We start from the raw sequence: 20336 nt of genomic DNA on the forward strand, positions 1-20336 counted from the left end.
TCCAAAAAAAGTTTTTTGATTGTCTTCTGTAATCTTTTAGAATAAGGGTGGAAAGCGAAACGTATTTTTTGCTTGACGGCTTGCATCCTGTGAATTATAGTTGATAGAGCAGAATGCTTGTTAATGAGGAGAAAATACTATGACAGTTGCACTTGAACTAAAAAATTTAAAGAAAACATATGAATCGGGGGTCGTGGCCTTACGCGGCATTGACTTAGTGGTGGAACAGGGAGATTTTTATGCCCTCCTTGGCCCAAACGGCGCAGGAAAATCCACCACCATTGGAATCATTACTTCACTGGTCAATAAAACGGCTGGAACTGTAAAGGTGTTCGGTTATGACCTGGATACAGATATTGTGCAGGCAAAGCAGCAGATCGGCCTGGTTCCCCAGGAGTTCAACTTCAACCCATTTGAAACAGTGGAACAGATCGTTGTCAATCAGGCTGGTTATTACGGCGTCCCGCACAAGGAAGCGCTGAAGCGCAGTGAGAAATATCTGAAGCAGTCCGGCCTGTTAGAAAAACGACATGAACGGGCACGAATGCTTTCCGGCGGGATGAAGCGGCGTTTGATGATTGCGCGAGCGTTGATGCACGAACCGCGTCTGCTTATTTTAGACGAACCCACCGCTGGCGTAGACATTGAACTGAGACGGGAAATGTGGGATTTTTTGAGGGACTTGAATGAAAAAGGAACGACCATCATCCTGACAACTCATTATCTTGAAGAAGCAGAAATGCTCTGCCGCCATATCGGGATCATCCAGTCAGGTGAACTAATTGAAAACACGAGCATGAAGACGCTTTTGTCAAAGTTACAGTTCGAGACTTTTATTTTTGATTTAGAGCCTTCTGAAAACAGACCGGTCATCAGCGGATATAAAAATTATCTTGAGGATGACAGGACCCTTGTCGTTGAAATCCGGCGTGACCAGGGTATCAATAATATTTTTGATCAACTCACAAACCAGGGCATAAAAGTTGTTTCTATGCGAAACAAATCCAACCGGTTAGAGGAACTGTTTTTAAAAATTACCGATGTAAAACATCAATCGGAGGAAAAAAATGTTTAAGCTTTATTTTACTGCACTAAAACGTCTGTCCGCAAAAGAAACCAACCGCTATCTGCGCATCTGGGTACAAACCCTGGTGCCGCCAGTCATCACCACCTCACTGTATTTCGTCATTTTTGGAAACCTGATCGGTGGGCGAATCGGAGAAATGGGTGGCTTTTCCTATATGGAATTCATCGTGCCCGGGCTCATTATGATGTCTGTCATCACGAGCTCCTACACTAACGTTGCGTCCTCCTTCTTCTCTCAAAAATTTCAGAAAAATATTGAGGAGCTGTTAGTGGCACCGGTACCGACTCAGGTCATTATCCTGGGCTTTGTCACTGGTGGACTGGGGCGCAGCATCATGGTCGGTGCCCTTGTCACTGGGATTTCATTATTTTTTGTCCCCCTTCATGTCTTTTCCTGGTCCATCATTATCATTACCTTGCTTATGACCGCCGTATTGTTTTCTTTAGCCGGTCTGCTGAACGGGATCTTCGCAAAATCCTTTGATGATGTCTCCATTGTGCCAACCTTTGTACTACAGCCCTTAACCTATCTGGGCGGGGTATTCTATTCCATTTCAATGCTGCCGCCGATCTGGCAGGCCGTTTCAAAGGTGAATCCCATTGTGTATATGGTCTCGGGTTTCCGTTTTGGATTTCTCGGCGTAACAGATGTCCCAATTGTATGGTCTCTGATAATCCTTATCCTGTTCATCATTGCGCTCTACACCATTTGCTGGTATTTGATTGAAAAAGGGTTCGGCTTAAGAAGCTGACCCGAAAGACAACTCAAAAAAACGCCTGGAACCTTCTGTTTAGACAGGCTTCAGGCGTTTCAATTTGCTGTTGGCGGAGAAGGTGGGATTCGAACCCACGTGCCCCGGAAGGCAACCGCATTTCGAGTGCGGCTCGTTATGACCACTTCGATACTTCTCCAGACAAAATTTATCTTATAATATCCTAATCTACTTTACTCAAGATGTCAATTCTTTTTTCCTGAAAAAATCACGGATCATTCTAAAGATATTTTTTAAGAATACCCTGTATAATATTAAAAAGTTATTTTATTTCAGAAATATATAAATTCTGAAAAAGTGAACGGATCATTAATGATGAAAGAAGGTTTTGACAATGCTCTACGAATTTAAACTTAAAACTGACCGTGAAAACATGCATGATATTACGCCTCAGGTTTGGGAGGCTGTTCAAAAAAGCGGTATTAAAGACGGTACTGTAACGGTCTTTGCACCACACACAACAGCGGCCATCACCATCAATGAAAACGCTGACCCGGATGTGGTTCACGATATCCTCGCCGGCCTGCGCCATACCTATCCCGATCTTCCTGAATACCGGCACGCGGAGGGCAACAGCACCGCACACTTAAAATCGAGCACCCTCGGTGTGAGTGAGACGGTTATGCTGGTGGGTGGTAATTTACTGCTGGGCACCTGGCAGGATCTTTACTTCTGTGAGTTCGACGGCCCCAGAAACCGTCACTTTTATGTGCGTATTACAGAAGAAAAATAATGAAAAAAACGCTGTACAGCCTGTTCTCTACAGCGTTCTTTTTTTATGTTTCATTTTCTCTGATAATGAATGCTATTCCGCCTGTTGACCGGAAAGCACCGGCAGTGTTACTCTGACCAAAAAGCATTTGTCTTTTTCGCTTTCAAAAGCTATTCTGCCCGACATAGCGCTCACGACCTTCTTGACAATAAAAAGGCCAAGTCCATGACTCTGTATGCGGCCTTCTTCCTCGTTCTGAATATAGTGTGTGGCATTCCGAATTTGCTCGAGCTTTTCTGTGTCCACTCCTGCACCGTTATCTGAAACTATTATTTCCAGCTCACCCATTTTTCTTTGCAGCTTCACCAGAATGTCACAGCCCTCTGGATTATGGCGGATACTGTTTTGAATCAGATTGACCAGAGCTCGTTCAAGCAGTCTGGCGTCTCCCTTTACAAGACATCCGCGGCAGTTATCATTGTAGCTGAAGTCGATGGTATACTGCTCTGGAAGCCCGTTGTTTAATGTGTCGCTGATGACCTGTCGCAGGCTTTCCAGTACGTCGACAGGTTCCAGGTCCACAGGCTGCATTTCATATTCCAGTTTAGACGCCAGATTTAAATCATTGACCAGTGATCGTATCCGCAGCGTCTGATGGCTGATAATCTCCCCTGCCTGCCGGGTTTCGGTATCTCTGTCTGTTTTAAGACCCTCGGCATAGCCAAGGATAATGGACAAAGGCGTTCGGATATCGTGCGACACCCCGGCAATCCAGTTAGCACGGGCGCTGTCCTTTTTCTTGAGTGCTTCGCTCTTTTCGGACAAAATAGACGAGGTCTGGTTAATGCTTGCGAATACTTCTGAAAAAGCGCCTTTTTCTTTTAGCCAGACAGGCTGATCTCTGGAAAGTGCTTCTAACCCTGCTACCACATTCTTGACAGGGCGCATCATCCGTGTTCCACTGATGATATAGATCACCATCACCGCCAGCAGATTGAGCGCCAGCATAATGGGCAGGGCCTGCGTAATGGTCTTCTGAAGCACAGCTATACTGTAATATTTATCCCCAAGTCGCAGATAGCTGTTTTTCGGGAAACCCAAAACCAGCAGACCATTGGAATGCTCCCAGGTAAATGCCGGATAATCTTTCAGATAATAGCGGGAAAAACCGGCGATATCTGTTGGGGTGAAATGGCTCGGTATCTCTGGCGGAACATAATCACCCCAGACGACATCACTGGTTGTATTGTCAATGAGTATTGCCCACGCACCACTGTCTGTAAGCAATGTTTTTCCTTCCTCTGAAAGTTCCAGCATTCCACTTTCACTTTTTACCAGCCCTTCGGATACTTTTTCGATGATTGTGCCTGGCGATTCCTTCAAGTCTCCTGTCGCCGGGTTGACAGCAATGGCGTAGCCCAAGTACAGATTAAGGACAAAGAGGACGACAATGGAAAGTATGATCAAAACCACACAGCGTCTGAAAAAAAATCGGATATGCTTAAACATGCTATTGCTCCTCTATTTATTCACTAGCAGCTTATAGCCCAGCCCCTTGACCGTCACAAGGGATTTGGGATGGCTGGGGTCTGTCTCTATTTTTTCCCGGATACGCCCGATATGCGCCATGAGCGGCTTTTCATAGCCATAACTGTCACCCTCCCACACGTAATCGCAGAGGGCGCCGATGGTCACGATTTTCCCTGCATTTTCATAAAGCTTTTGAAGGATAGCATGCTCCTTGGCAGTAAGGGGCAATTTCTCCCCTCCCCTGATAATTTCAGCGCGGTCCAGATCGACTGTGGCGTCAGCCAGCGTAAAGGTTGGCGCTTCATTTTTATAAACGCGTTTTAGAATAGCCGTGATCCTGAATACAAGCTCCTGGGGTAAAAAGGGCTTGATGATATAATCATCTGCTCCCAGGCCAAAGCCCGTGAACCGGTCCTCGGCATTACCTCTGGCCGATAAAAAGAGCACAGGGATATCGGAGGATGCCCGGATAAATTTGAGTAGCTCAAAGCCTTCTCCATCTGGCAGCATCACATCAAGAACGGCCATATCCGGGGCTTCTTCCAGAAAAACCGTCATTCCCTCGGCCACGCTCGACGCTGTATAGACCTTTACAAAGCCTTCATTGTTCAGTATCTTAAGCACCAGCTTTAAAAACTCTGGTTCATCATCGACCAGAAGAATGCCTTTATCCTTAATGTAATCCATCGTTTTACCTCCCGTTCTAAAGGGATTATACCACATTTTCAGTGACTGCTGGCATCACAGACAAAAAAGTAGACTAAAAGTAGACCAGACGTAAAGCAGGTGTAAAGCGAAGGTGGTAAAGTATAAACAGCTTAGAAAAAGGAGTACAGAAAAATGAAAAACATTGTTGAAACAAAACAGCTTTGCAAGGAATATGATTCGGTCTATCGTGTTAATCATTTAAGCCTTGAAGTGCACGAGGGAGAGGTTTATGGCTTTCTGGGGCCAAACGGCGCCGGAAAATCCACCACCATGAAGATGCTTCTGGGCCTTGTGCGCCCCACCTCTGGCGATATCACTGTTTTCGGCAAGCCCTTTACAGCCCAGAATCGACTGGATATTTTAAATCACACCGGCTCTCTCATCGAGTCCCCATCCTACTATGGGCATCTGACTGCCCGCGAAAACATGCACATTTTACAAAAGCTTTCAAATGTTTCTGATAAGGACACCCTCGAGGCTCTGCGCATCGTGCGGCTTGACAACCAGCTGGATAAAAAAGTCAGCCAGTTTTCCTTTGGTATGAAACAACGCCTTGGCATTGCCATGGCCATCGCGGGGTTCCCCAAGCTTTTGATTCTCGACGAGCCCACTAACGGCCTTGACCCAGCCGGAACCCAGGAAATCCGTGAATTGATCAAATCCCTTCCTGCAAAATACGGCATCACCGTGATGATTTCAAGCCATCTTCTCAGCGAAATCGACCAGATGGCCACCACCTGCGGTATCATCAACCATGGAGAGCTTATCTTTCAGGGCAGCTTAAAGTCGCTGCACGCCTACAGCAGCGCCAGTGTATCCTTTAAAACAAGCAATCCAGCCGGGACAGAGGCACTGCTGCACCGTATGAAGCCAAAGATAGAGCACGATGCTGTTCTCATCCGGGGCATTGACGATAACATGACTGCCCGGATCAACCGATTGCTCTTGGAAAAGGGGATTGACGTCTACCGCATTGAGGAACACGCACTGAGCCTCGAGGATATTTTCCTGAAGCTTACCGGCAAAGGGGGCGCGTTATGATGACCTATCTTAAACTGGAGTTCTACAAGCTGAAACGCCGCAGGGTCTTTCTTTCCACTACGGCCATTCTGCTAATCCAGGCTGTCTGGGTCATTGCCGCCACAGACCAGTATCTGGCAAAGGGGCGAATGCTTGATTATCCTTGGGAATCCCTGCTCATGACCTTTGCCTCCATGCAGGTGATTTTCTTTCCTATTGCCGCTGCTGTGCTCAGCAGTCGGATATGCGATATTGAACATATGGGCAATACGCTGAAATGGCTGGAAACCACCTCTGAAACCAGGAGCCGACTTTACCTCGCGAAATTTGCGGTCAGCAACCTGCTGCTGCTTTTGTCCTCACTCGTCACCTTTGTCAGCCTGGGTATTTATGGCTTTTTCATTAGAAGCTTTGCGGAACCGTTCCCCGCCGCGGCCTTCTTTACTGCCCTTATCGGGACAGCCATCATTAACGCGGCCTTGATTACGCTTTTTCAGGGGATTTCGTTGTATTTTAAAAACCAGCTGATTGTGATGGTGGCTGGTATTATCTTTGGCTTTCTGGGCATTATGGGCAGTCTTCTGCCCGATGCTCTGAGACATCTGATTCTTTCCTGCTACTATCTGGATTTGTCTCCTGCCGCCATGGCCTATCCATCAGGGGAAATCCTGCTGACAGCAGTGCCAGTCTGGCCCTTTGCCCTTGCACTCTTTCTGGGGCTTATCATTTATTTTACCGGGCGTTACTATATCTGTAAAAAAGAGTTTTGAAAGGAGTCTGTCATGTTAAAAAATGCTGTTTTAGCTGAAGGCCTGAAGCTTAAGGGTTCAAAAGTCGCCTTGCCAGTAATCCTTTTGCCGCTGATCAGTGTTCTGCTTGGCAGCGGGAACTACGCTGTCAATCCTCACGAGCTTACCAATGGGTGGTACAGTCTCTGGACACAGGTCGCGCTGTTCTATGGCTATTTCTTTTATCCCATCATTATTTCCATCTGTTGTGCGTACACCATGCGGCTTGAAAAGAACAATCATAATTGGAACGCGGTCATGACCTATCCAGTCTGCCCAGGAACGGTTATTTTGTCAAAGCTTATTATCATTGGTGTCATCAGCCTGATTGTCCAGGCTTTTCTGATCATACTCTATCTGACAGCCGGACTGCTGCTCGGTGTAAAAGGCAGCTTTCCACCAGATATTTTAAATTTCTGCCTCTGTGGCTTTACGGCCTCCCTCGCAGTGGCGAGTGTACAGCTTTACTTATCCATGGTCATTAAAAGCTTTGCCCTGCCCATCGGCATCTGTCTGGGTACCTGTGTGCTGGGTCTGGGGCTTTGCGTCACTGGCCTGTGGATGCTTTATCCCACTTCCCTGCTGGTCAAAAGCTTTGGCGCTCTAAACCAGACAGCACTCAGCCTCTTTGAGCTCACTTTGTTCTTTATCCTCTGCGATGTGTATATTTTTATTTTCACAAGGCTGGCAATCCGCCGCCTGACAAAGCGGGATATTGTCACAGCATAGACAGCTACGTCGAAACGATGCAGCTCGTCCTGAACATAACAATTTAAAAAAGGTTCCTGCCGGCGATTAACCGGAAGGAACCTTTTTATATAAAATACTAACAGGGGTTAAGTGTTAGTGTCTAATCCAGTTCAGCGAACGTTTTACAGCTTCTTTCCACTCCATACTGCGGGTATCGCGAAGCACGGGATCAATTCTAGGCTCAAAAACCTGGTCTGTGTTCAGTACATTTTTGACATCCTCCAGACCGATCATGTTCACGTACAGTGCTGCCATCAGCGCTGCTCCAAGGCTGGTGGCCTCCAGGGTATCCGGGCGCGAAACTCTGGCGTCACAGTAGTCTGCCAGCATCTGAACCAGCAGATTGTTTTCAGAAGCGCCGCCGTCGATTTTGATTTCCTCAATTTTAACGCTGCATTCCCGCTCCACCACATCTAAAATATCCTTGATGCCAAAAGCAATACACTCAAGGGTCGCGCGGGCGATATGGGCTTCTGTGGTTCCGCGGGTAATGCCGATGAGCATACCGCGGGCAAAAGGATCGTTATGCGGTGTGGTCAGCCCCACCAAGGCCGGTACAAAGTAAACGCCGTTGGTATCTGGAACTGAAGCCGCCAGCGCCTCAATATCTGATGATTTGCGAATGATTTTCAGGCCGTCGCGCAGCCACTGGACTGCTGATCCGGTAACAGACACAAAACCTTCAACCGCATAGGTGATGGTATCGCCAATCTTCCAGGCGATCAGGTTGTCCACTCCGCCTGAGGCAATGTTAAAGTCTGAGCCAATGTTGATATCCATGAAGCTGCCAGTGCCATTGGTACACTTCATAGTCCCGGGCTCAAGACAGCCTTGGGCAAACAGCGCGGACTGCTGATCCGCGATCGCGCCGGTGATTGGAATCGGACTGCCAAAAAGCTCGGTGGTTCCATAATCGGAGGATTCTGACTGAATAACTGGAAAAAGATCCATCGGAACACCAACATAATCCAGAAATGCTTTGTGCCATTCCCCGGTCCGCAGATCAATACAACCGCTGCTGGAAGCGTTAGAGCAGGCGACCGCATGGGTTTTCCCGCCAGTCAGCTTCCAGATCATCCATGTATCCATGGTGCCGTACAGGGCCTCGCCCTTTTTGATTTTTTCATTAATCTCCGGCACATTGTCCATATACCATTTGATGATCAGGGCGTTATTATGCGGTGCAATGACTTTGCCCGTCTCATTCAAAATTTTATCCGCCCATTCGGTCTGCTTAATGGCATCCACGGCCTGCCCGGTCCGGCTGTCCTGCCATACAATGGCATTGTACAGCGGTTCGCCGGTGTTTTTATCCCAGATAACGCAGGTATTCCGCTGGTTGGTAATACCCATACAGGCAATATCTTCACTGCTGAGACCTGCCATCTCGATGGCTTCGCGGCAGACACCCACGCTCTTGGCGTAAATTTCCATGGCGTCATGCTCGACCATATTTTCCTGCGGCGTGTACTGCGTAAATTCCTGGTAGGCCTGCGCGGCAATATTGAAATCTGAATCAAAAATCAAAGCCCGGGTGCCGGTGGTGCCTTCATCAATTACTAATACATATTTCCCCATTTTATCTCTCCTCATATAAATATTTAATTTTACCCCTAAAATTATCTTTCGACTAACAAAACGCCCTTATTCATAATGTGGTTTGGATCAAGCGCATCCTTGAGGCGATACATCAACTCGTAGGATGAGCCGTGCTCCTGCGGCATCCATTTTGTCCGGTATTTTCCGGAACCGTGATGATGTGCAATGCTCCCGCCTCGCTTCAGTGTTTCTTCCATAATAATGCTGACCAAGTCCATATAATCTTTCTGTACGGCATCGACCCCCTTGTCCGCTAAGAAATTAAACCGGCAATAAATATTTGTCCCTGTCAGGTAGCTGTGCGAGGAATGTGCACCTACAAAAGAAATATTGCTGATTTCATTCTGAATTCTCTCGATCATTGCTTCATAGATTTCCCCGATTTCAGTCCAGTTAGCGGCTATTTCAGTCGTATCTGAAACCAGTCCCTTATTGTAGTTGATGGGCTTGTCAATGTTCGGGCAGGAATCGTTTCGTGTTTCCAGCCAGACCTCTACCGGCTTAGTACCGAGGTCTAAGAGCTCGTACTCTCCTGCCAGCTTTTCAATGGCTTCACCTGTAACCCTTGCGATTTCCGCCGGTCCCTCCGCGATAAAAAGAAGCATGGCATAACCCTCTGGCGCGGGCGCCCCCATACGTTCTGCTACCTCATATTTGTCATGAAGGCGCACCACTGCCGGCTTGTAGCCTGCAATCATGATTTCCCGGATAAAATCCAGGCCCCGCTTCATGCCGATAACACCATAAGCGTGCATCCACCTGTTCTCAGGCTTGTAGGGGTACAGCTTTAAGGAAACCTCTGTCACAAAGCCCAGCATCCCCTCACTACCGATGAACAGGTGCCTGAGATCCGGCCCTGTGGAGCGTCTTGGCACATTTTTTATACGTACAACGGTGCCGTCTGCCAGCACAGCTTCCAGCCCGACGATCACATCCTCAATACCGCCGTAAAGGGTTGAAAACTGGCCGATGCTTCGGGTTGCCACCAGACCGCCAAGACTGGCAAGGGGCAGTGACTGCGGATAGTGACCAGTCGTAAAGCCTTTTTTGTTCAGCACCTCTTCAAGGTATTCCAGAGGGGTGCCGCATTTGGCGGTTACAATCCGGTTTTCCTCGTCAATTTCAATGATCTCATTCATATCTGAGCCGTCTAAAATCACGCCGCCCTCCACTGGCTCTAAGCCCATGGTAACGCTGGAACCGCCGGTTCTGGGCACCACATCGACCTTGTTTGTGTTCAAAAACTTTAATACCTCTGAGACCTGCTGGGTGTCGGCGGGTTTTACAACACAGGCGGCCTTCGGCACCCATATTTTTCCATCGGACCGGTGGTAACGGCGAAAACCAATATAATCTCTGGACGCTACCTCAATACTGGCGTCATCTGTGATTACCCGCTCATCGCCAACCACCTTTTTAAGACCTAAAATCATCTCTTCCTGTTTCATGCACTTTCTCCAATCTGTTATGTATTTTATTTAAAACGGCTAGGCCGTTATTTGAGCGATTTCCTTTAATAATTTCTCATTAATGGTGTAGCACTGGCTGAACACTCGGTCCATGAGTCTCTGATACACCATGTGATTCTCTGCAATCGGAGTGTAGGTTTCGGTCTGCTGCCCCATGGCTGCGACAGCCTGCTGAAAATCCGGAAAGATCCCTGCGCCAACCGCTGCACAGATAGCACAGCCCAAGGAACAGGTTTCGGTTTCGACAGATTTTTTAACCGGGATATTGAACACATCGGCAATGGTCTGCACAGCTGTGACGCTCTTGCTCCCTCCGCCTCCCACGCGAAGCTCTGTGATGGATTTTCCAATGATGCCACACATTTCATCGGTGTTCACCTTAAGCTGCATCACAATGCCTTCGATCAGCGAGCGGAACATGTGCGCCCTTTTATGACGGTGGTCAAAGCCAATGAACATGCCCTTGGCGGCAGGTTTGTCCCAGTTGGATTTCCAGTCTGGAATGGTCACCAGCCCCTCGCTGCCAGCTGGAATGCTTTCCGCCTCCTGATCAAGATAGGCTTCAATAGTCATGCCAAGCTGCTCCGCCCTGGCATCAAGTCCTTCGGCCAGATTGTCTCTGAACCATGACACCAGCCAGAAGCCCTTGGATATGGCCGCCTCAGCGTGCCATGTGCCAGGTACAGACGCCAGATAGGTGCGGTGCTTCAGCCTTTTATAGGCGTCCGGGATGTATTTTTCTCCCACAATGTCCAGGCCGCTCAAGGTTCCCAGAGTGATGTAGGCCTGCCCGTCGATGATGGAGCCAGAGCCTAAAACCTCACACTGCTTATCGCCCGCACAGGCCACCACAGGGCAGCCCTCCGGAAAACCAGTAAGTGCTGCCGCCTCTGCTGTGACATGGCCCATCACATCACCCGGCTCTACAAACCTCGCCAGCTGCCTGCGCTTCAGCCCCATCTTTTCAAAGACTTCATCGTCCTCATACAGCTCCCAGTGCTCCCTGTCTACAGGCATCCCCAGATTGTTGGCCAGGGTGTCCACATAGTCGCCAAAAAGCTGGTAGCCCATATAGCCCGGAGCTGTCAGATATTTGTGTATTTTTTCGGCAGTCTCTGGAGAATTCGTTTTCATCCAGTTCATTCTTGAATAGTTCCTCAGATAGTCACACCAGGGATCTATTTCATCAGTGGACGGTGGTAAATGATCAGCGTTTTCGCGCCACCGCAAATCCATCCAGCTAATGGGCCTGCAAAGCTGCCGGTTATCCTCGCCGGCAAAAAAAGTGGTCCCCCGCTGTCCGGACAGACCGATTGCAGCGATTTCACGTTTGTCTCCCCTGAACTTCGAAAACAGATCGTCGCAGGCATGGCAGAGGCCGTTCCATAAATCTTCATAGTCATGTACCGCATAACCTGCCTTTTCAGCAATCAACGGCGGGTGGACCGCTGTCCCCATACAAACCTTCTGGCCTCTGGTATCAAAAATGATCACCCTTGTGCTCTGTGTCCCGCTGTCAATACCTACCACATATTTTTTATCCATTACTCTTTACCCCTCATGCTTTTGTATCTATTCATGCATTTTTTTCAGAAAATTGGTCCCCTGTTCTGAAAAATTGATCTCACTCCAGTCCTTGCCCAGCTTTTTGGCGAGGATTTCGATCACGCGCGGCTGGCAGAAGCCTCCCTGACAACGGCCCATGCCCGCTCTCGTACGGCGCTTTATGGCCTCGATGGACATCGGCATAACCGGGCTGTCGAGCGCCTCCAATATCTCACCCTCTGTAATGGTCTCACAGCGGCAGACAATTCTCCCAAAGGAAGGTTCTCTTTCGATCAGCTTCCTCTTCTCATCTGGTGGCAGCTTTCTGAAAAGGGTTTTTGGCTTTTCGCGCGGCTGATAGTCCTGGCGGACTTTAAGACTCTTGTTTTTCTTCTCAGAATCCTCCAGCACGATGTCCTCAACCATTTTAGCGATGGCCGGCGCCGAAGCCAGCCCGGGCGACTGGATACCTGCCACATTGATAAATCCGTCAGTCACCGGAGACATCTCAATGATAAAGTCCTCTTTAAAATCCGCTGCCCGTACACCTGTAAAAACACGGATCAGGTCCCGCTGGCTTACGTTCTCATGCTGATTGCAGCTCATTGCATACTCCAGGCCGTCTGGATCAGTCGCGGTGTCCTCCTTGTTCCAGACCTCCTTGGCTGACGGACCGAGAAGGTAGTTTCCCTCTGGCGTTTTGCAGCAGCCTCCGCCCTTTGATTCAACATTTTTGATATTTTTCATCCGGTTTTCAAGGGCACTTCCTACAAAGCCCATCTGCGGCTTGTAGGGATACTGCCTGGCCTTATCCAGAATGGCGATGGTGCCCTTTCTGGGATGAATGGTGAAGGAGCGGTCTCCAGCCATTTCTGAAAGGTCATCGGCGTAAACACCAGCACAGTTGATGACATAGCCGGCCTCGATGATCCCCTTTGGCGTGACCACGCCTTCAACCCTGCCGTCATGTCTCAGCACATCACAGACTGGCGTGTTAAACCAGAATTCCACACCGTTATGGGCCGCGTTCTCAGCCAGAGCCACAGTAACATCATAGGGTTCCACATGGGCCAGACTCGGCAGCCAGACTGCTGCGATGGGCGGATTATCCAGCCTTCTGAGTTCCGGCTCAATGGCCATTGCCTGTTCTCCGTCAAGCATCGCTATGCCGTCCACACCATTTTCCACACCCTTGTCATAGCGCTCCTTGAGGGCTGGGATGTAAGCCTCCTCCCACGCAATATACATAAGGCCGTTACGCTGAAAGACAAAGCCCAGCTCGTCGGCCCACCTGTCATACATCCGATTTCCCAATATATTGAGCTTAGCTTTAAGGGTTCCTGTTTTAGCCGCGTGACCCGGATGGATATTTCCATTATTGGCCTTTGACGCACCTGTGCAGACATCGTCATTCTTTTCGACAACGATAATTTTAAGCGGATATTTCGCCAGCTCCCGCGCAATTCCACAGCCGATTACCCCTGCTCCGGCAATGACCACATCGGCCTCTGCTGCAAGGCCAGCTTCAAAGCCTTTTTCTATTCCGGTCTGATAATCTTTTTGGGGAATTTCAAGTCCCTTTACCCACATATCGCTGACGACATTCTTTACTCCCGGCACATTGGCTGCCATGTGCCCCACATCAATTAACTGCTGCCAGTCCCCGCATTCTCCGGCCAGTGTTACAATTTTCCGTCCATCGACAGAAACCTTAATATCCAGCCCGGAAAATTGCTTTGTAATTTCTTTTTCCACTGCGTTTTTTATGCTGTTCATATTTTCTCTCCCAGATCAGCCATTCGTGTCCATTTAGGTTTATTTTTAAGGACATATTAGGACATTTCATCTTTTTTGTCAAGGTTTTTTTGATTTGTATTTCCTTTTTGAACATTTCTTAAGATTTTTTGCACTAAAAAAACCAGTATGGGAAATTCTGTGTTTTCCCATACTGGTTTAACAAATGGCTATTCAGCGATCATAACCGTTAAACCTATTTCATTGTAATGCTTCACCATTTCTTCATTGGCCTCCGAATCGGTCACCAGGACATCGCCCGGCCGCAGTGTTGATACATTGATGAAATCACGTTTAAAGAGCTTACCGGAGTCCATCAGCGCCACAAGTCTTTTGGAATGATCCGCCAGCTGGCGGTACACGCCATACTCGGCCGGGCCGCGGTGAAACAGGTTTCCCTGCTCATCCACTGTTGTGGCGGATACAAAAGCCAGGTCAAAATAAAAATCACGCAATGTGTTTTCCGCAATGGTACCCGAGGTACTGAGGGTATGCTTTGTGATTTCTCCACCCACCAGAAAAATACCAATCTCACTGCGGCTGTTGAGCTGGTTGACTACCGTGACAGAGTCGGTCACTACATAAAGCCGTTTGGTATTGTCAATATGCTCTGTGAAATGATAAAGCGATGAGCCTGCGCCGATAAAAATCTTCTGGCCATGCTCGATAAGCTCTGTGGCCTTTAACCCCATCCGCTTCTTTTTATCTGCCTCAATATTCAGACGAAGCTCCAGAGGCTTTTCTCTGAGGATATCCTCCTTGACCAGCTGTGCCCCTCCGTGAGTTCTCAGAAGCTCGCCTTCGGATTCCAAAAGCTCCAAATCTCTGCGGATGGTCTTTGTGGTAACCTGAAATATTTCGCTGAGCTGGGAAACGCTAACCGTTCCCTGCTGTTGCAATAGCTGAACAATTTGTTCCAATCGTGGATTTTTCAACGTTCTCCCTCCTCTATTGGTTAAGCATAGCTTAAGCTGTTTTAAAAGTCAAGGGCGCCAGAACAGATATGTCAAAACGGCGTGTCTCCCACGGTGATGAGCCTATTGTTCATTTGTCTTATTCTCCTCAATCGGATCAATATGAATCGTCACATCGCAATGGCACTGGTTTTTAAGCTCATCCTCGATACTGGTAATAATATCATGGGCGGTCACCATGTCCAGCTGGCTGGACATTTCCACATGAAGAGAGACATCGGCGTGGGCCGGGCCATAGTCGTGAATGAGCAGCTCGTGCACGCCTCTGATCTCTGGATGCGCCATGACGATACGATGAATTTTTTCGACAAAGCCTTCATCCGGCGGCGTTCCAATTAAGGGCTGGACCGAATCCTTGGCGGATTTAATGCCGGTTACCAGAATAAAGGCGGCCACGATCATGCCCATGTAGCCGTCCAGATCGTAACCGGTAAAATAATTGATGGCCATACCGATCAGCACCACCAGCGTGGCCAGGCTGTCACTTATACTATCCAAGGCGGTGGCCTCCATGGCTGAGGAATTGATGCTTCGGCCAAGCCTCCGATTAAATAAGAACATCCAGAGCTTCACTAAAATCGAAGCGGCCAGAATAACAAAGACCACAAGACTTACTGAAGTCTCCGCCGGGTTTAAAATCCGATCGACAGATGATTTGAGCAGCTCAAACCCCATAAGGATTATGGCAATGGAGATAAAAAGCGCGCTGAGGTATTCGATGCGGCCGTGCCCATAGGGGTGTCCGTGGTCAGCAGGCTTTCCTGCCATTTTAAAGCCCAGTAGTGTGATGATGGAGGAACCGGCATCGGACAGATTGTTGACCGCGTCGGCTACAATGGAAATAGCGCCAGTCATGAAGCCCAGTATAATCTTTCCCAAAAACAGCAGCAGATTGCAGGCAATGCCCACGCTGCCGCTTAGTATGCCATAGGCCTGACGGACATCCGGATCTGCGGTCTTATCACTGTTTTTGACAAACAGGCGTATCAGTAAGCGGGTCATAGCTTCCTTCCTTTCTCAGTTAAAAAAGAGCCGCCGCACCCTGTGCAGCAGCTCTCCCATTCGTCATTTTACCGCGATAAACTCGATCTCAACCTTGGCATCCTTTGGTATTCTGGCTGCCTGTACGCAGGAACGGGCGGGCTGATTTTCTGTAAAGTACTCGCCGTAAATGTCATTCAGCACAGAAAAATTGGCAAGGTCATCGACAAAAATCGTGGTTTTGACCACATCGGCGTAACGGTATCCCGCTTCTTTTAAAACCGCGCCCATATTGACCATCACCTGCCTTGCCTGAGCCTCAAAGGCTTCCGGCATTTCACCCGTTGCCGGGTCGATGCCCAGCTGTCCTGAGGCGTACAGGGTACCGTCCACTACCAGGGCCTGTGAATATGGGCCAAGGGCCGCCGGAGCCTTATCAGTTGCTACTTTTGTTTTCATGGTTGTTTTCTCCTTTGTCGTCACTTAAAATGTTTTCCGGACCTTCAGAAACCGCTAAAATGCTATCATTTGACGGGGCCTCACGCTTTTTAAAGCGGTGCTTAAACCACATCAGTCCACCCTGGGACACGCCATCTTTGCATTCCCCGTCGTCAAAGGTGGTGACAAACAGAAAACGCCGGATGGCGAACAGGATGGCGATGGATATGATACTCAATAAATTTTCGAAGGGCGTGGTGTGCTCAACGATCAATTCTCTGGCAATGGCAAACAATAAAACCTCTATAACCGACGCTGTCGAATGCTTGATCAGCATTTTGAGAAACTCAATCCCGATGAGCGTGTTAAAGGCATAGCCCAAAAACACCCTAAAGGCCTGCGAGTCGCCATAATTTCCAATAAACTGCCAAAGATCGGGAATCAGAGCAAGGGCTGAAATAATAATGGCAATGGCGATGAGGATGGCGATAAAAATCTCCAGTATCCGTACAAAGCCCAAAAGCTTATTTTGAATTTTATGTTGCATTGTCTCCTCCTGTTTATGGTTCCCACTGCATTATAACATAATCAGGCCCGGTCTTAAAGCACATCTCCATTATTTTCATCCGGCAGACTGGTTTCTTTTTTTATGCGCCGCAGATGATAGCCGTCATAGACCATGAGCAGCAGCAGAGCGCCACCCATCACACCGGCAAATACCATGAACAGCTGGCGCATAAACAGCACCGTCTCCCACTTCATAGGGCTACCATAAATAAACGGGAAAGCGCAGATAAACGAAAAGACGGCAAGCACCATAAACAGCTCGATGTACGCCTTTTTCCAGGGCTTTGCCTGGGGTGTACAGCCCATGTACTTAAACAGGTAGCCCACTCCCAGCATCAGGAAAGGAATCATGGGGAAGTAGTGGTACAAAAAGGTATCCCGCGTGATAAAAAGCCAGGGGATCATCTGGGAAAAGTACCCGACCCCGATGACGATGCCCGCAGAGTGGCGCCTCCATATCCCGTGCACCAGCGCAAAGGTCGTACCCAGAAGACCGATTCCCCAGACCATCGGGTTGCCTGTCGCGTAAAGATAAATGGTTTCCGGCGCTTTTTGATAATAGTAAAATACTGGCTTCAGAGCCAGAAGCCAGGTATACCACTTGGAGGAATAGGGATGGTGGTAGTGGGTTGACGCCCCGGTATGATAGCCAAACATCTGCTGCTGATGACCGAAAAACACCTCGAAAAAGCCTTTTTCCGGTATAGTGCCTGCGTAAGGAATATAGGACAGTGTGTAGATGGTCACAGGAATCGCAATAAAAGCCAGGCAGCAGAAAAAGGACTCGCCCAGTCTTTGACGCCGGACGCTTTTGTCCCCTTTTACCATATCACGGATGAACCAGTAAAAATACAGAACCGCCAGTCCAAGGGCCGCGTAACAGCCCGACCATTTTGTGCCAATGGCAAAGCCGGTGAAAATCCCGCTGAGCAGTAAAAACACGTACCGGGCAGGCTTGGCAGTACTGATGTGGAAAAAGTACAAGAAGGCGTACATGGCCAGAATAAAAAAGACGAGAAAGGCATCCAGGGTCCCGATCCGTGTCTGGGCATAGTGTAAAAAGTCAAAAGCCAGCAGCAGCGTAGCGATACCAGCCCACAGGGGCGATTTGAACAGAGCTTTACCAAAGAAATAGAGCAGGGGCAGCATGGCGATGCCGAAAAGTACCTGCATAAAGCGGAAGCCAAAGGGTGTTCTGCCAAAAAGGTCCATTCCCAGGCCAATGATCAGACGGCCTACCGGAGGGTGGTCCATTTCGGCCACACTTAGTCCGTCCTGCATCTCCAGCGCCGAAGATGGAAAATAGCTCTCATCAAAGTATGCACTGTTCAGGCGGTCTGAGCTGGTCTGCACAGTGTCCTGTTCATCCAGAAGCTGCGCGGAGCCCTCGTTAAGGGGCGTTGCCGCCAGCCTGTTCCCTTTTTCATCGTAAAAGGCCACCTCGCTTAAGACTAAGCGGTTGGCGGTGTCCAATTTTTTAATTTTGATGTAGCGGGTTCTCTCATCCGTTTTCAACGGATAGTGGTACCAGATCATGGCGGCCGTGTAGTCGGTGTCGTCGTCACGTGTATCAAAGGCCTGTGTCCAGTTTACTCCGTCGCTCGAGCACAATATCTCGATGCCCACATATTTTGAGGAATCATTGACCGTCGGATACAGCGCGATGGAGACCGGCTGTTTTTGAAGCTCAAATTCTGCGGCAGGTGTCCCCTCCTCCATATCATAATAGGTCTGGGGCTCAACTCTGGAGCCCAGATTCCAGTAGCCTACAACGCCGTAAATCAGGATTACCGCTACCAGAAAAATGATTTCCTTTTTACTCAGATGATAAAACTTTTCTGTCATTCTGATCATTTTCCTTTCTTCTGTTTTTTACAAGCAGGGCCGTTCCGACGATGACGCCCAGGAGACTGACCGTCTCACTGACACGCCTGAGCAGAGTCCCTTTGTATTGGACCATCAAGGTTCCAGTTTCATTAACCGCTACTTCTGCCATGCCATTTGAATTTCGACTGACCGTGACACGCACTCCGTTTAGCACTGCTTCATAACCGCTATAATAAATAAGCGGCAGTTCATAAGAAGCGTTTCGCTCTAAATTCATGCTATACAAATTATAATTAGTGCGTTTAGCAATGTTCCGGGGATTTGTTTGTACTTCCTGAAGATGTGACAAGGTAACATCCTCAGGAAGATACTCGCATCCAGCCGCAAAAGCAGGATAGGTGTTGACCAACATTTCAGCATAATTTTTATAAGTATAGGCAACATTTACAAAATAGCCAATCAGCATAATTCCCGCAGTCACCGCTGCGATGACCGCTTGATTTTCTCTTTTCTCCGCGATTCCTTCAACGATTCTGCCCGAGGCAAAACACCAGAAAACCGAAATAAACAAGTAGAGCCGCCACGGGAACTGAAGGATTGACAGGACTCCCTCAAGCAGGTGCCAGGGAAAGTACGCCGAAGCGCAGAAAAGCAAGAGCAGCCCGGACACCGAGAGCAGCCGTACCAGCTTGTCTGACCTGTTAACAAACAAGCCGGCTGTCACCAGCAGGGTCAGGGCCAGGCCGATACCCGCCGGAGGGACATATTTTTCCCCGACGCTCTGAGGGACTGCCAGAATCAAATCTTTAAATGGCACAGCCCAGTCCGAAATGCTGCCGAGCAATCCGGTGTCACCCCAAACGGGGTTAAGCAGCATCTGTTCCAGCATTGGAAGCAGAAAAAACATGGTTAGAATAACACTCCAGAGCACTGCTTTTCCAAACGCTGCCAGCCGCTGCCGTTCACGGACCAGAGCCGGTAAGCTAAACAGCAGAAAAACAGCGGAAAACACTCCCATCATCACAGCGGTCAGAACATGTGACAGCACCAGGCCGGTAAAGCCGGCAAACAGCAATGGCCACTTTTCAGGAGCGCCGTAAACCACCTCCCAGAAGCCGGCCACAATCAGCGGCAGAAATACGAAGGCCAGAAGCTCCCCCACCGATGACCGCTGGTACAAATCCGTGGTATGAAAAGAGCACAGAAGATACAGCACCGTGGAAACCGATGCCGCAAAGTCTGAGCGCCATACTGTTTTGACCGAAAAATACATGGTGCAGGCCATGGCGCCTGTGAGTATTACCAAAAAAATTTTATAGGCTGTGATAGATGGTATGCCTGAAAGCATCAGCAGGGCTGGAATATACAAAAACAAATCCGGGTAAAAAAGCCCATTGCCGTAACCATAGCCGTTAAAGTAATCGGCATAGACCCCTGGTAAAAAAACACCGTTTTTAAGCCCCTCCGCGATGGAAACAATTCTGGAAAGATGGAAGCTCGCATCATTTCCAAAGGGAATCCCCTCCTTTAGACACAGTGGTAAGACCACCGCCAGAGCAGCCAGAAAAGGGATGCTCCACCAAATAGTTTGTTTATTTTTCATAGCGGTTTTTTTAGATTCCATTCTTTTCTCTCATTCTTTTAATATTATACCAATCGGGCCGCTGTTTGTAAAATCAATGATTGTGTAAAGCTTCGGTTAAATTCCGTTAACTCTTTGTTAAGTCTATTGAATTGAACGATTTTTAGATTTAAAATACGCCTAGGCTTTTAAA

Annotated in this window: 18 protein-coding genes and 1 tRNA gene; 6 read left to right on the forward strand and 13 right to left on the reverse strand. The window is 48.5% G+C overall.

Going from position 1 to position 20336, the window contains the following annotated elements:
• Positions 1-139 precede the first annotated feature (139 nt).
• Positions 140-1075 (forward strand): ABC transporter ATP-binding protein, encoded by a 936-nt coding sequence (locus I2B62_RS05025; protein ID WP_195267859.1) that lies wholly within the window; start codon positions 140-142, stop codon positions 1073-1075.
• The gene (locus I2B62_RS05030; RefSeq protein ID WP_195267860.1) at positions 1068-1838 is read left to right on the forward strand and encodes an ABC transporter permease; all 771 of its coding nucleotides are present in this window, start codon (positions 1068-1070) and stop codon (positions 1836-1838) included. Before I2B62_RS05025 ends, I2B62_RS05030 begins: the two co-directional genes overlap by 8 nt.
• Positions 1839-1909: 71 nt before the next feature.
• On the opposite strand, the gene I2B62_RS05035 is transcribed toward I2B62_RS05030, so the two are convergent.
• Positions 1910-1998, reverse strand: a tRNA-Ser gene (locus I2B62_RS05035).
• Between the two features lie 195 nt (positions 1999-2193).
• Between I2B62_RS05035 and I2B62_RS05040 the strand changes: the two genes are divergently transcribed.
• Entirely contained in the window at positions 2194-2592 is a 399-nt protein-coding gene (locus I2B62_RS05040) for a secondary thiamine-phosphate synthase enzyme YjbQ (protein WP_195267861.1), read from the forward strand.
• 72 nt (positions 2593-2664) lie between these two features.
• On the opposite strand, the gene I2B62_RS05045 is transcribed toward I2B62_RS05040, so the two are convergent.
• Together I2B62_RS05045 and I2B62_RS05050 are read right to left on the reverse strand one after the other, a co-directional pair.
• Positions 2665-4080: a HAMP domain-containing sensor histidine kinase gene (locus tag I2B62_RS05045; RefSeq protein ID WP_195267862.1), complete on the reverse strand. Its 1416-nt coding sequence runs from the start codon at positions 4078-4080 to the stop codon at positions 2665-2667.
• Positions 4081-4092: 12 nt separating this feature from the next.
• Positions 4093-4788 carry a response regulator transcription factor gene (locus I2B62_RS05050; RefSeq protein ID WP_195267863.1) on the reverse strand — a complete coding sequence of 232 codons (696 nt, stop codon included), beginning with the start codon at positions 4786-4788 and terminating at the stop codon, positions 4093-4095.
• Between the two features lie 153 nt (positions 4789-4941).
• Here I2B62_RS05050 and I2B62_RS05055 point away from each other — a divergent pair, with 153 nt between their 5' ends.
• Genes I2B62_RS05055 through I2B62_RS05065 form a run of 3 tightly spaced genes read left to right on the forward strand, consistent with a single transcriptional unit; the run spans position 4942 to position 7346 of the window.
• Positions 4942-5850 (forward strand): ATP-binding cassette domain-containing protein, encoded by a 909-nt coding sequence (locus tag I2B62_RS05055; protein ID WP_195267864.1) that lies wholly within the window; start codon positions 4942-4944, stop codon positions 5848-5850.
• Entirely contained in the window at positions 5847-6599 is a 753-nt protein-coding gene (locus tag I2B62_RS05060) for an ABC transporter permease (protein WP_195267865.1), read from the forward strand. Before I2B62_RS05055 ends, I2B62_RS05060 begins: the two co-directional genes overlap by 4 nt.
• Before the next feature lie 12 nt (positions 6600-6611).
• A complete protein-coding gene (locus I2B62_RS05065; RefSeq protein ID WP_195267866.1) occupies positions 6612-7346 on the forward strand; it encodes an ABC transporter permease in 735 nt (244 codons plus the stop codon).
• A gap of 114 nt (positions 7347-7460) precedes the next feature.
• On the opposite strand, the gene I2B62_RS05070 is transcribed toward I2B62_RS05065, so the two are convergent.
• The 10 genes from I2B62_RS05070 to I2B62_RS05115 form a co-directional block, all read right to left on the reverse strand.
• On the reverse strand, positions 7461-8945 hold the full coding sequence (locus I2B62_RS05070) for a glycerol kinase (protein ID WP_195267867.1): 1485 nt from the start codon (positions 8943-8945) through the stop codon (positions 7461-7463).
• 41 nt (positions 8946-8986) lie between these two features.
• Positions 8987-10414: an FAD-binding oxidoreductase gene (locus I2B62_RS05075; protein ID WP_195267868.1), complete on the reverse strand. Its 1428-nt coding sequence runs from the start codon at positions 10412-10414 to the stop codon at positions 8987-8989.
• A 39-nt stretch (positions 10415-10453) separates the two neighbouring features.
• Positions 10454-11980: an FGGY family carbohydrate kinase gene (locus I2B62_RS05080; protein WP_195267869.1), complete on the reverse strand. Its 1527-nt coding sequence runs from the start codon at positions 11978-11980 to the stop codon at positions 10454-10456.
• Positions 11981-12007: 27 nt separating this feature from the next.
• Positions 12008-13756, reverse strand: a complete 1749-nt coding sequence (locus I2B62_RS05085; protein WP_195267870.1) for an FAD-dependent oxidoreductase — start codon at positions 13754-13756, stop codon at positions 12008-12010.
• Positions 13757-13944: 188 nt separating this feature from the next.
• Complete coding sequence (locus tag I2B62_RS05090) at positions 13945-14709, reverse strand: DeoR/GlpR family DNA-binding transcription regulator (protein WP_195267871.1); 765 nt, start codon at positions 14707-14709, stop codon at positions 13945-13947.
• Positions 14710-14811: 102 nt separating this feature from the next.
• A complete protein-coding gene (locus I2B62_RS05095) occupies positions 14812-15750 on the reverse strand; it encodes a cation diffusion facilitator family transporter (RefSeq protein ID WP_195267872.1) in 939 nt (312 codons plus the stop codon).
• Between the two features lie 63 nt (positions 15751-15813).
• On the reverse strand, positions 15814-16188 hold the full coding sequence (locus I2B62_RS05100; RefSeq protein WP_195267873.1) for a RidA family protein: 375 nt from the start codon (positions 16186-16188) through the stop codon (positions 15814-15816).
• Entirely contained in the window at positions 16166-16714 is a 549-nt protein-coding gene (locus I2B62_RS05105) for a phosphate-starvation-inducible PsiE family protein (protein ID WP_195267874.1), read from the reverse strand. The genes I2B62_RS05100 and I2B62_RS05105 overlap by 23 nt, the downstream gene beginning before the upstream one ends.
• Positions 16715-16767: 53 nt before the next feature.
• Positions 16768-18579, reverse strand: a complete 1812-nt coding sequence (locus tag I2B62_RS05110; protein ID WP_195267875.1) for a phospholipid carrier-dependent glycosyltransferase — start codon at positions 18577-18579, stop codon at positions 16768-16770.
• The gene (locus tag I2B62_RS05115; protein WP_195267876.1) at positions 18551-20185 is read right to left on the reverse strand and encodes a YfhO family protein; all 1635 of its coding nucleotides are present in this window, start codon (positions 20183-20185) and stop codon (positions 18551-18553) included. The genes I2B62_RS05110 and I2B62_RS05115 overlap by 29 nt, the downstream gene beginning before the upstream one ends.
• Between the last annotated feature and the right edge of the window lie 151 nt (positions 20186-20336).

The organism is Eubacterium sp. 1001713B170207_170306_E7, assembly GCF_015547515.1.
Taxonomy (GTDB): domain Bacteria; phylum Bacillota; class Clostridia; order Eubacteriales; family Eubacteriaceae; genus Eubacterium.

Excerpts from the sequence above, each read along its gene's own strand:
- I2B62_RS05025 (WP_195267859.1), top strand. The coding sequence starts at position 140 with ATGACAGTTGCACTTGAACTAAAAAATTTAAAGAAAACATATGAATCG.
- I2B62_RS05030 (WP_195267860.1), top strand. The coding sequence starts at position 1,068 with ATGTTTAAGCTTTATTTTACTGCACTAAAACGTCTGTCCGCAAAAGAA.
- I2B62_RS05040 (WP_195267861.1), top strand. The coding sequence starts at position 2,194 with ATGCTCTACGAATTTAAACTTAAAACTGACCGTGAAAACATGCATGAT.
- I2B62_RS05045 (WP_195267862.1), bottom strand. The coding sequence starts at position 4,080 with ATGTTTAAGCATATCCGATTTTTTTTCAGACGCTGTGTGGTTTTGATC.
- I2B62_RS05050 (WP_195267863.1), bottom strand. The coding sequence starts at position 4,788 with ATGGATTACATTAAGGATAAAGGCATTCTTCTGGTCGATGATGAACCA.
- I2B62_RS05055 (WP_195267864.1), top strand. The coding sequence starts at position 4,942 with ATGAAAAACATTGTTGAAACAAAACAGCTTTGCAAGGAATATGATTCG.
- I2B62_RS05060 (WP_195267865.1), top strand. The coding sequence starts at position 5,847 with ATGATGACCTATCTTAAACTGGAGTTCTACAAGCTGAAACGCCGCAGG.
- I2B62_RS05065 (WP_195267866.1), top strand. The coding sequence starts at position 6,612 with ATGTTAAAAAATGCTGTTTTAGCTGAAGGCCTGAAGCTTAAGGGTTCA.
- I2B62_RS05070 (WP_195267867.1), bottom strand. The coding sequence starts at position 8,945 with ATGGGGAAATATGTATTAGTAATTGATGAAGGCACCACCGGCACCCGG.
- I2B62_RS05075 (WP_195267868.1), bottom strand. The coding sequence starts at position 10,414 with ATGAAACAGGAAGAGATGATTTTAGGTCTTAAAAAGGTGGTTGGCGAT.
- I2B62_RS05080 (WP_195267869.1), bottom strand. The coding sequence starts at position 11,980 with ATGGATAAAAAATATGTGGTAGGTATTGACAGCGGGACACAGAGCACA.
- I2B62_RS05085 (WP_195267870.1), bottom strand. The coding sequence starts at position 13,756 with ATGAACAGCATAAAAAACGCAGTGGAAAAAGAAATTACAAAGCAATTT.
- I2B62_RS05095 (WP_195267872.1), bottom strand. The coding sequence starts at position 15,750 with ATGACCCGCTTACTGATACGCCTGTTTGTCAAAAACAGTGATAAGACC.
- I2B62_RS05100 (WP_195267873.1), bottom strand. The coding sequence starts at position 16,188 with ATGAAAACAAAAGTAGCAACTGATAAGGCTCCGGCGGCCCTTGGCCCA.
- I2B62_RS05105 (WP_195267874.1), bottom strand. The coding sequence starts at position 16,714 with ATGCAACATAAAATTCAAAATAAGCTTTTGGGCTTTGTACGGATACTG.
- I2B62_RS05110 (WP_195267875.1), bottom strand. The coding sequence starts at position 18,579 with ATGACAGAAAAGTTTTATCATCTGAGTAAAAAGGAAATCATTTTTCTG.
- I2B62_RS05115 (WP_195267876.1), bottom strand. The coding sequence starts at position 20,185 with ATGGAATCTAAAAAAACCGCTATGAAAAATAAACAAACTATTTGGTGG.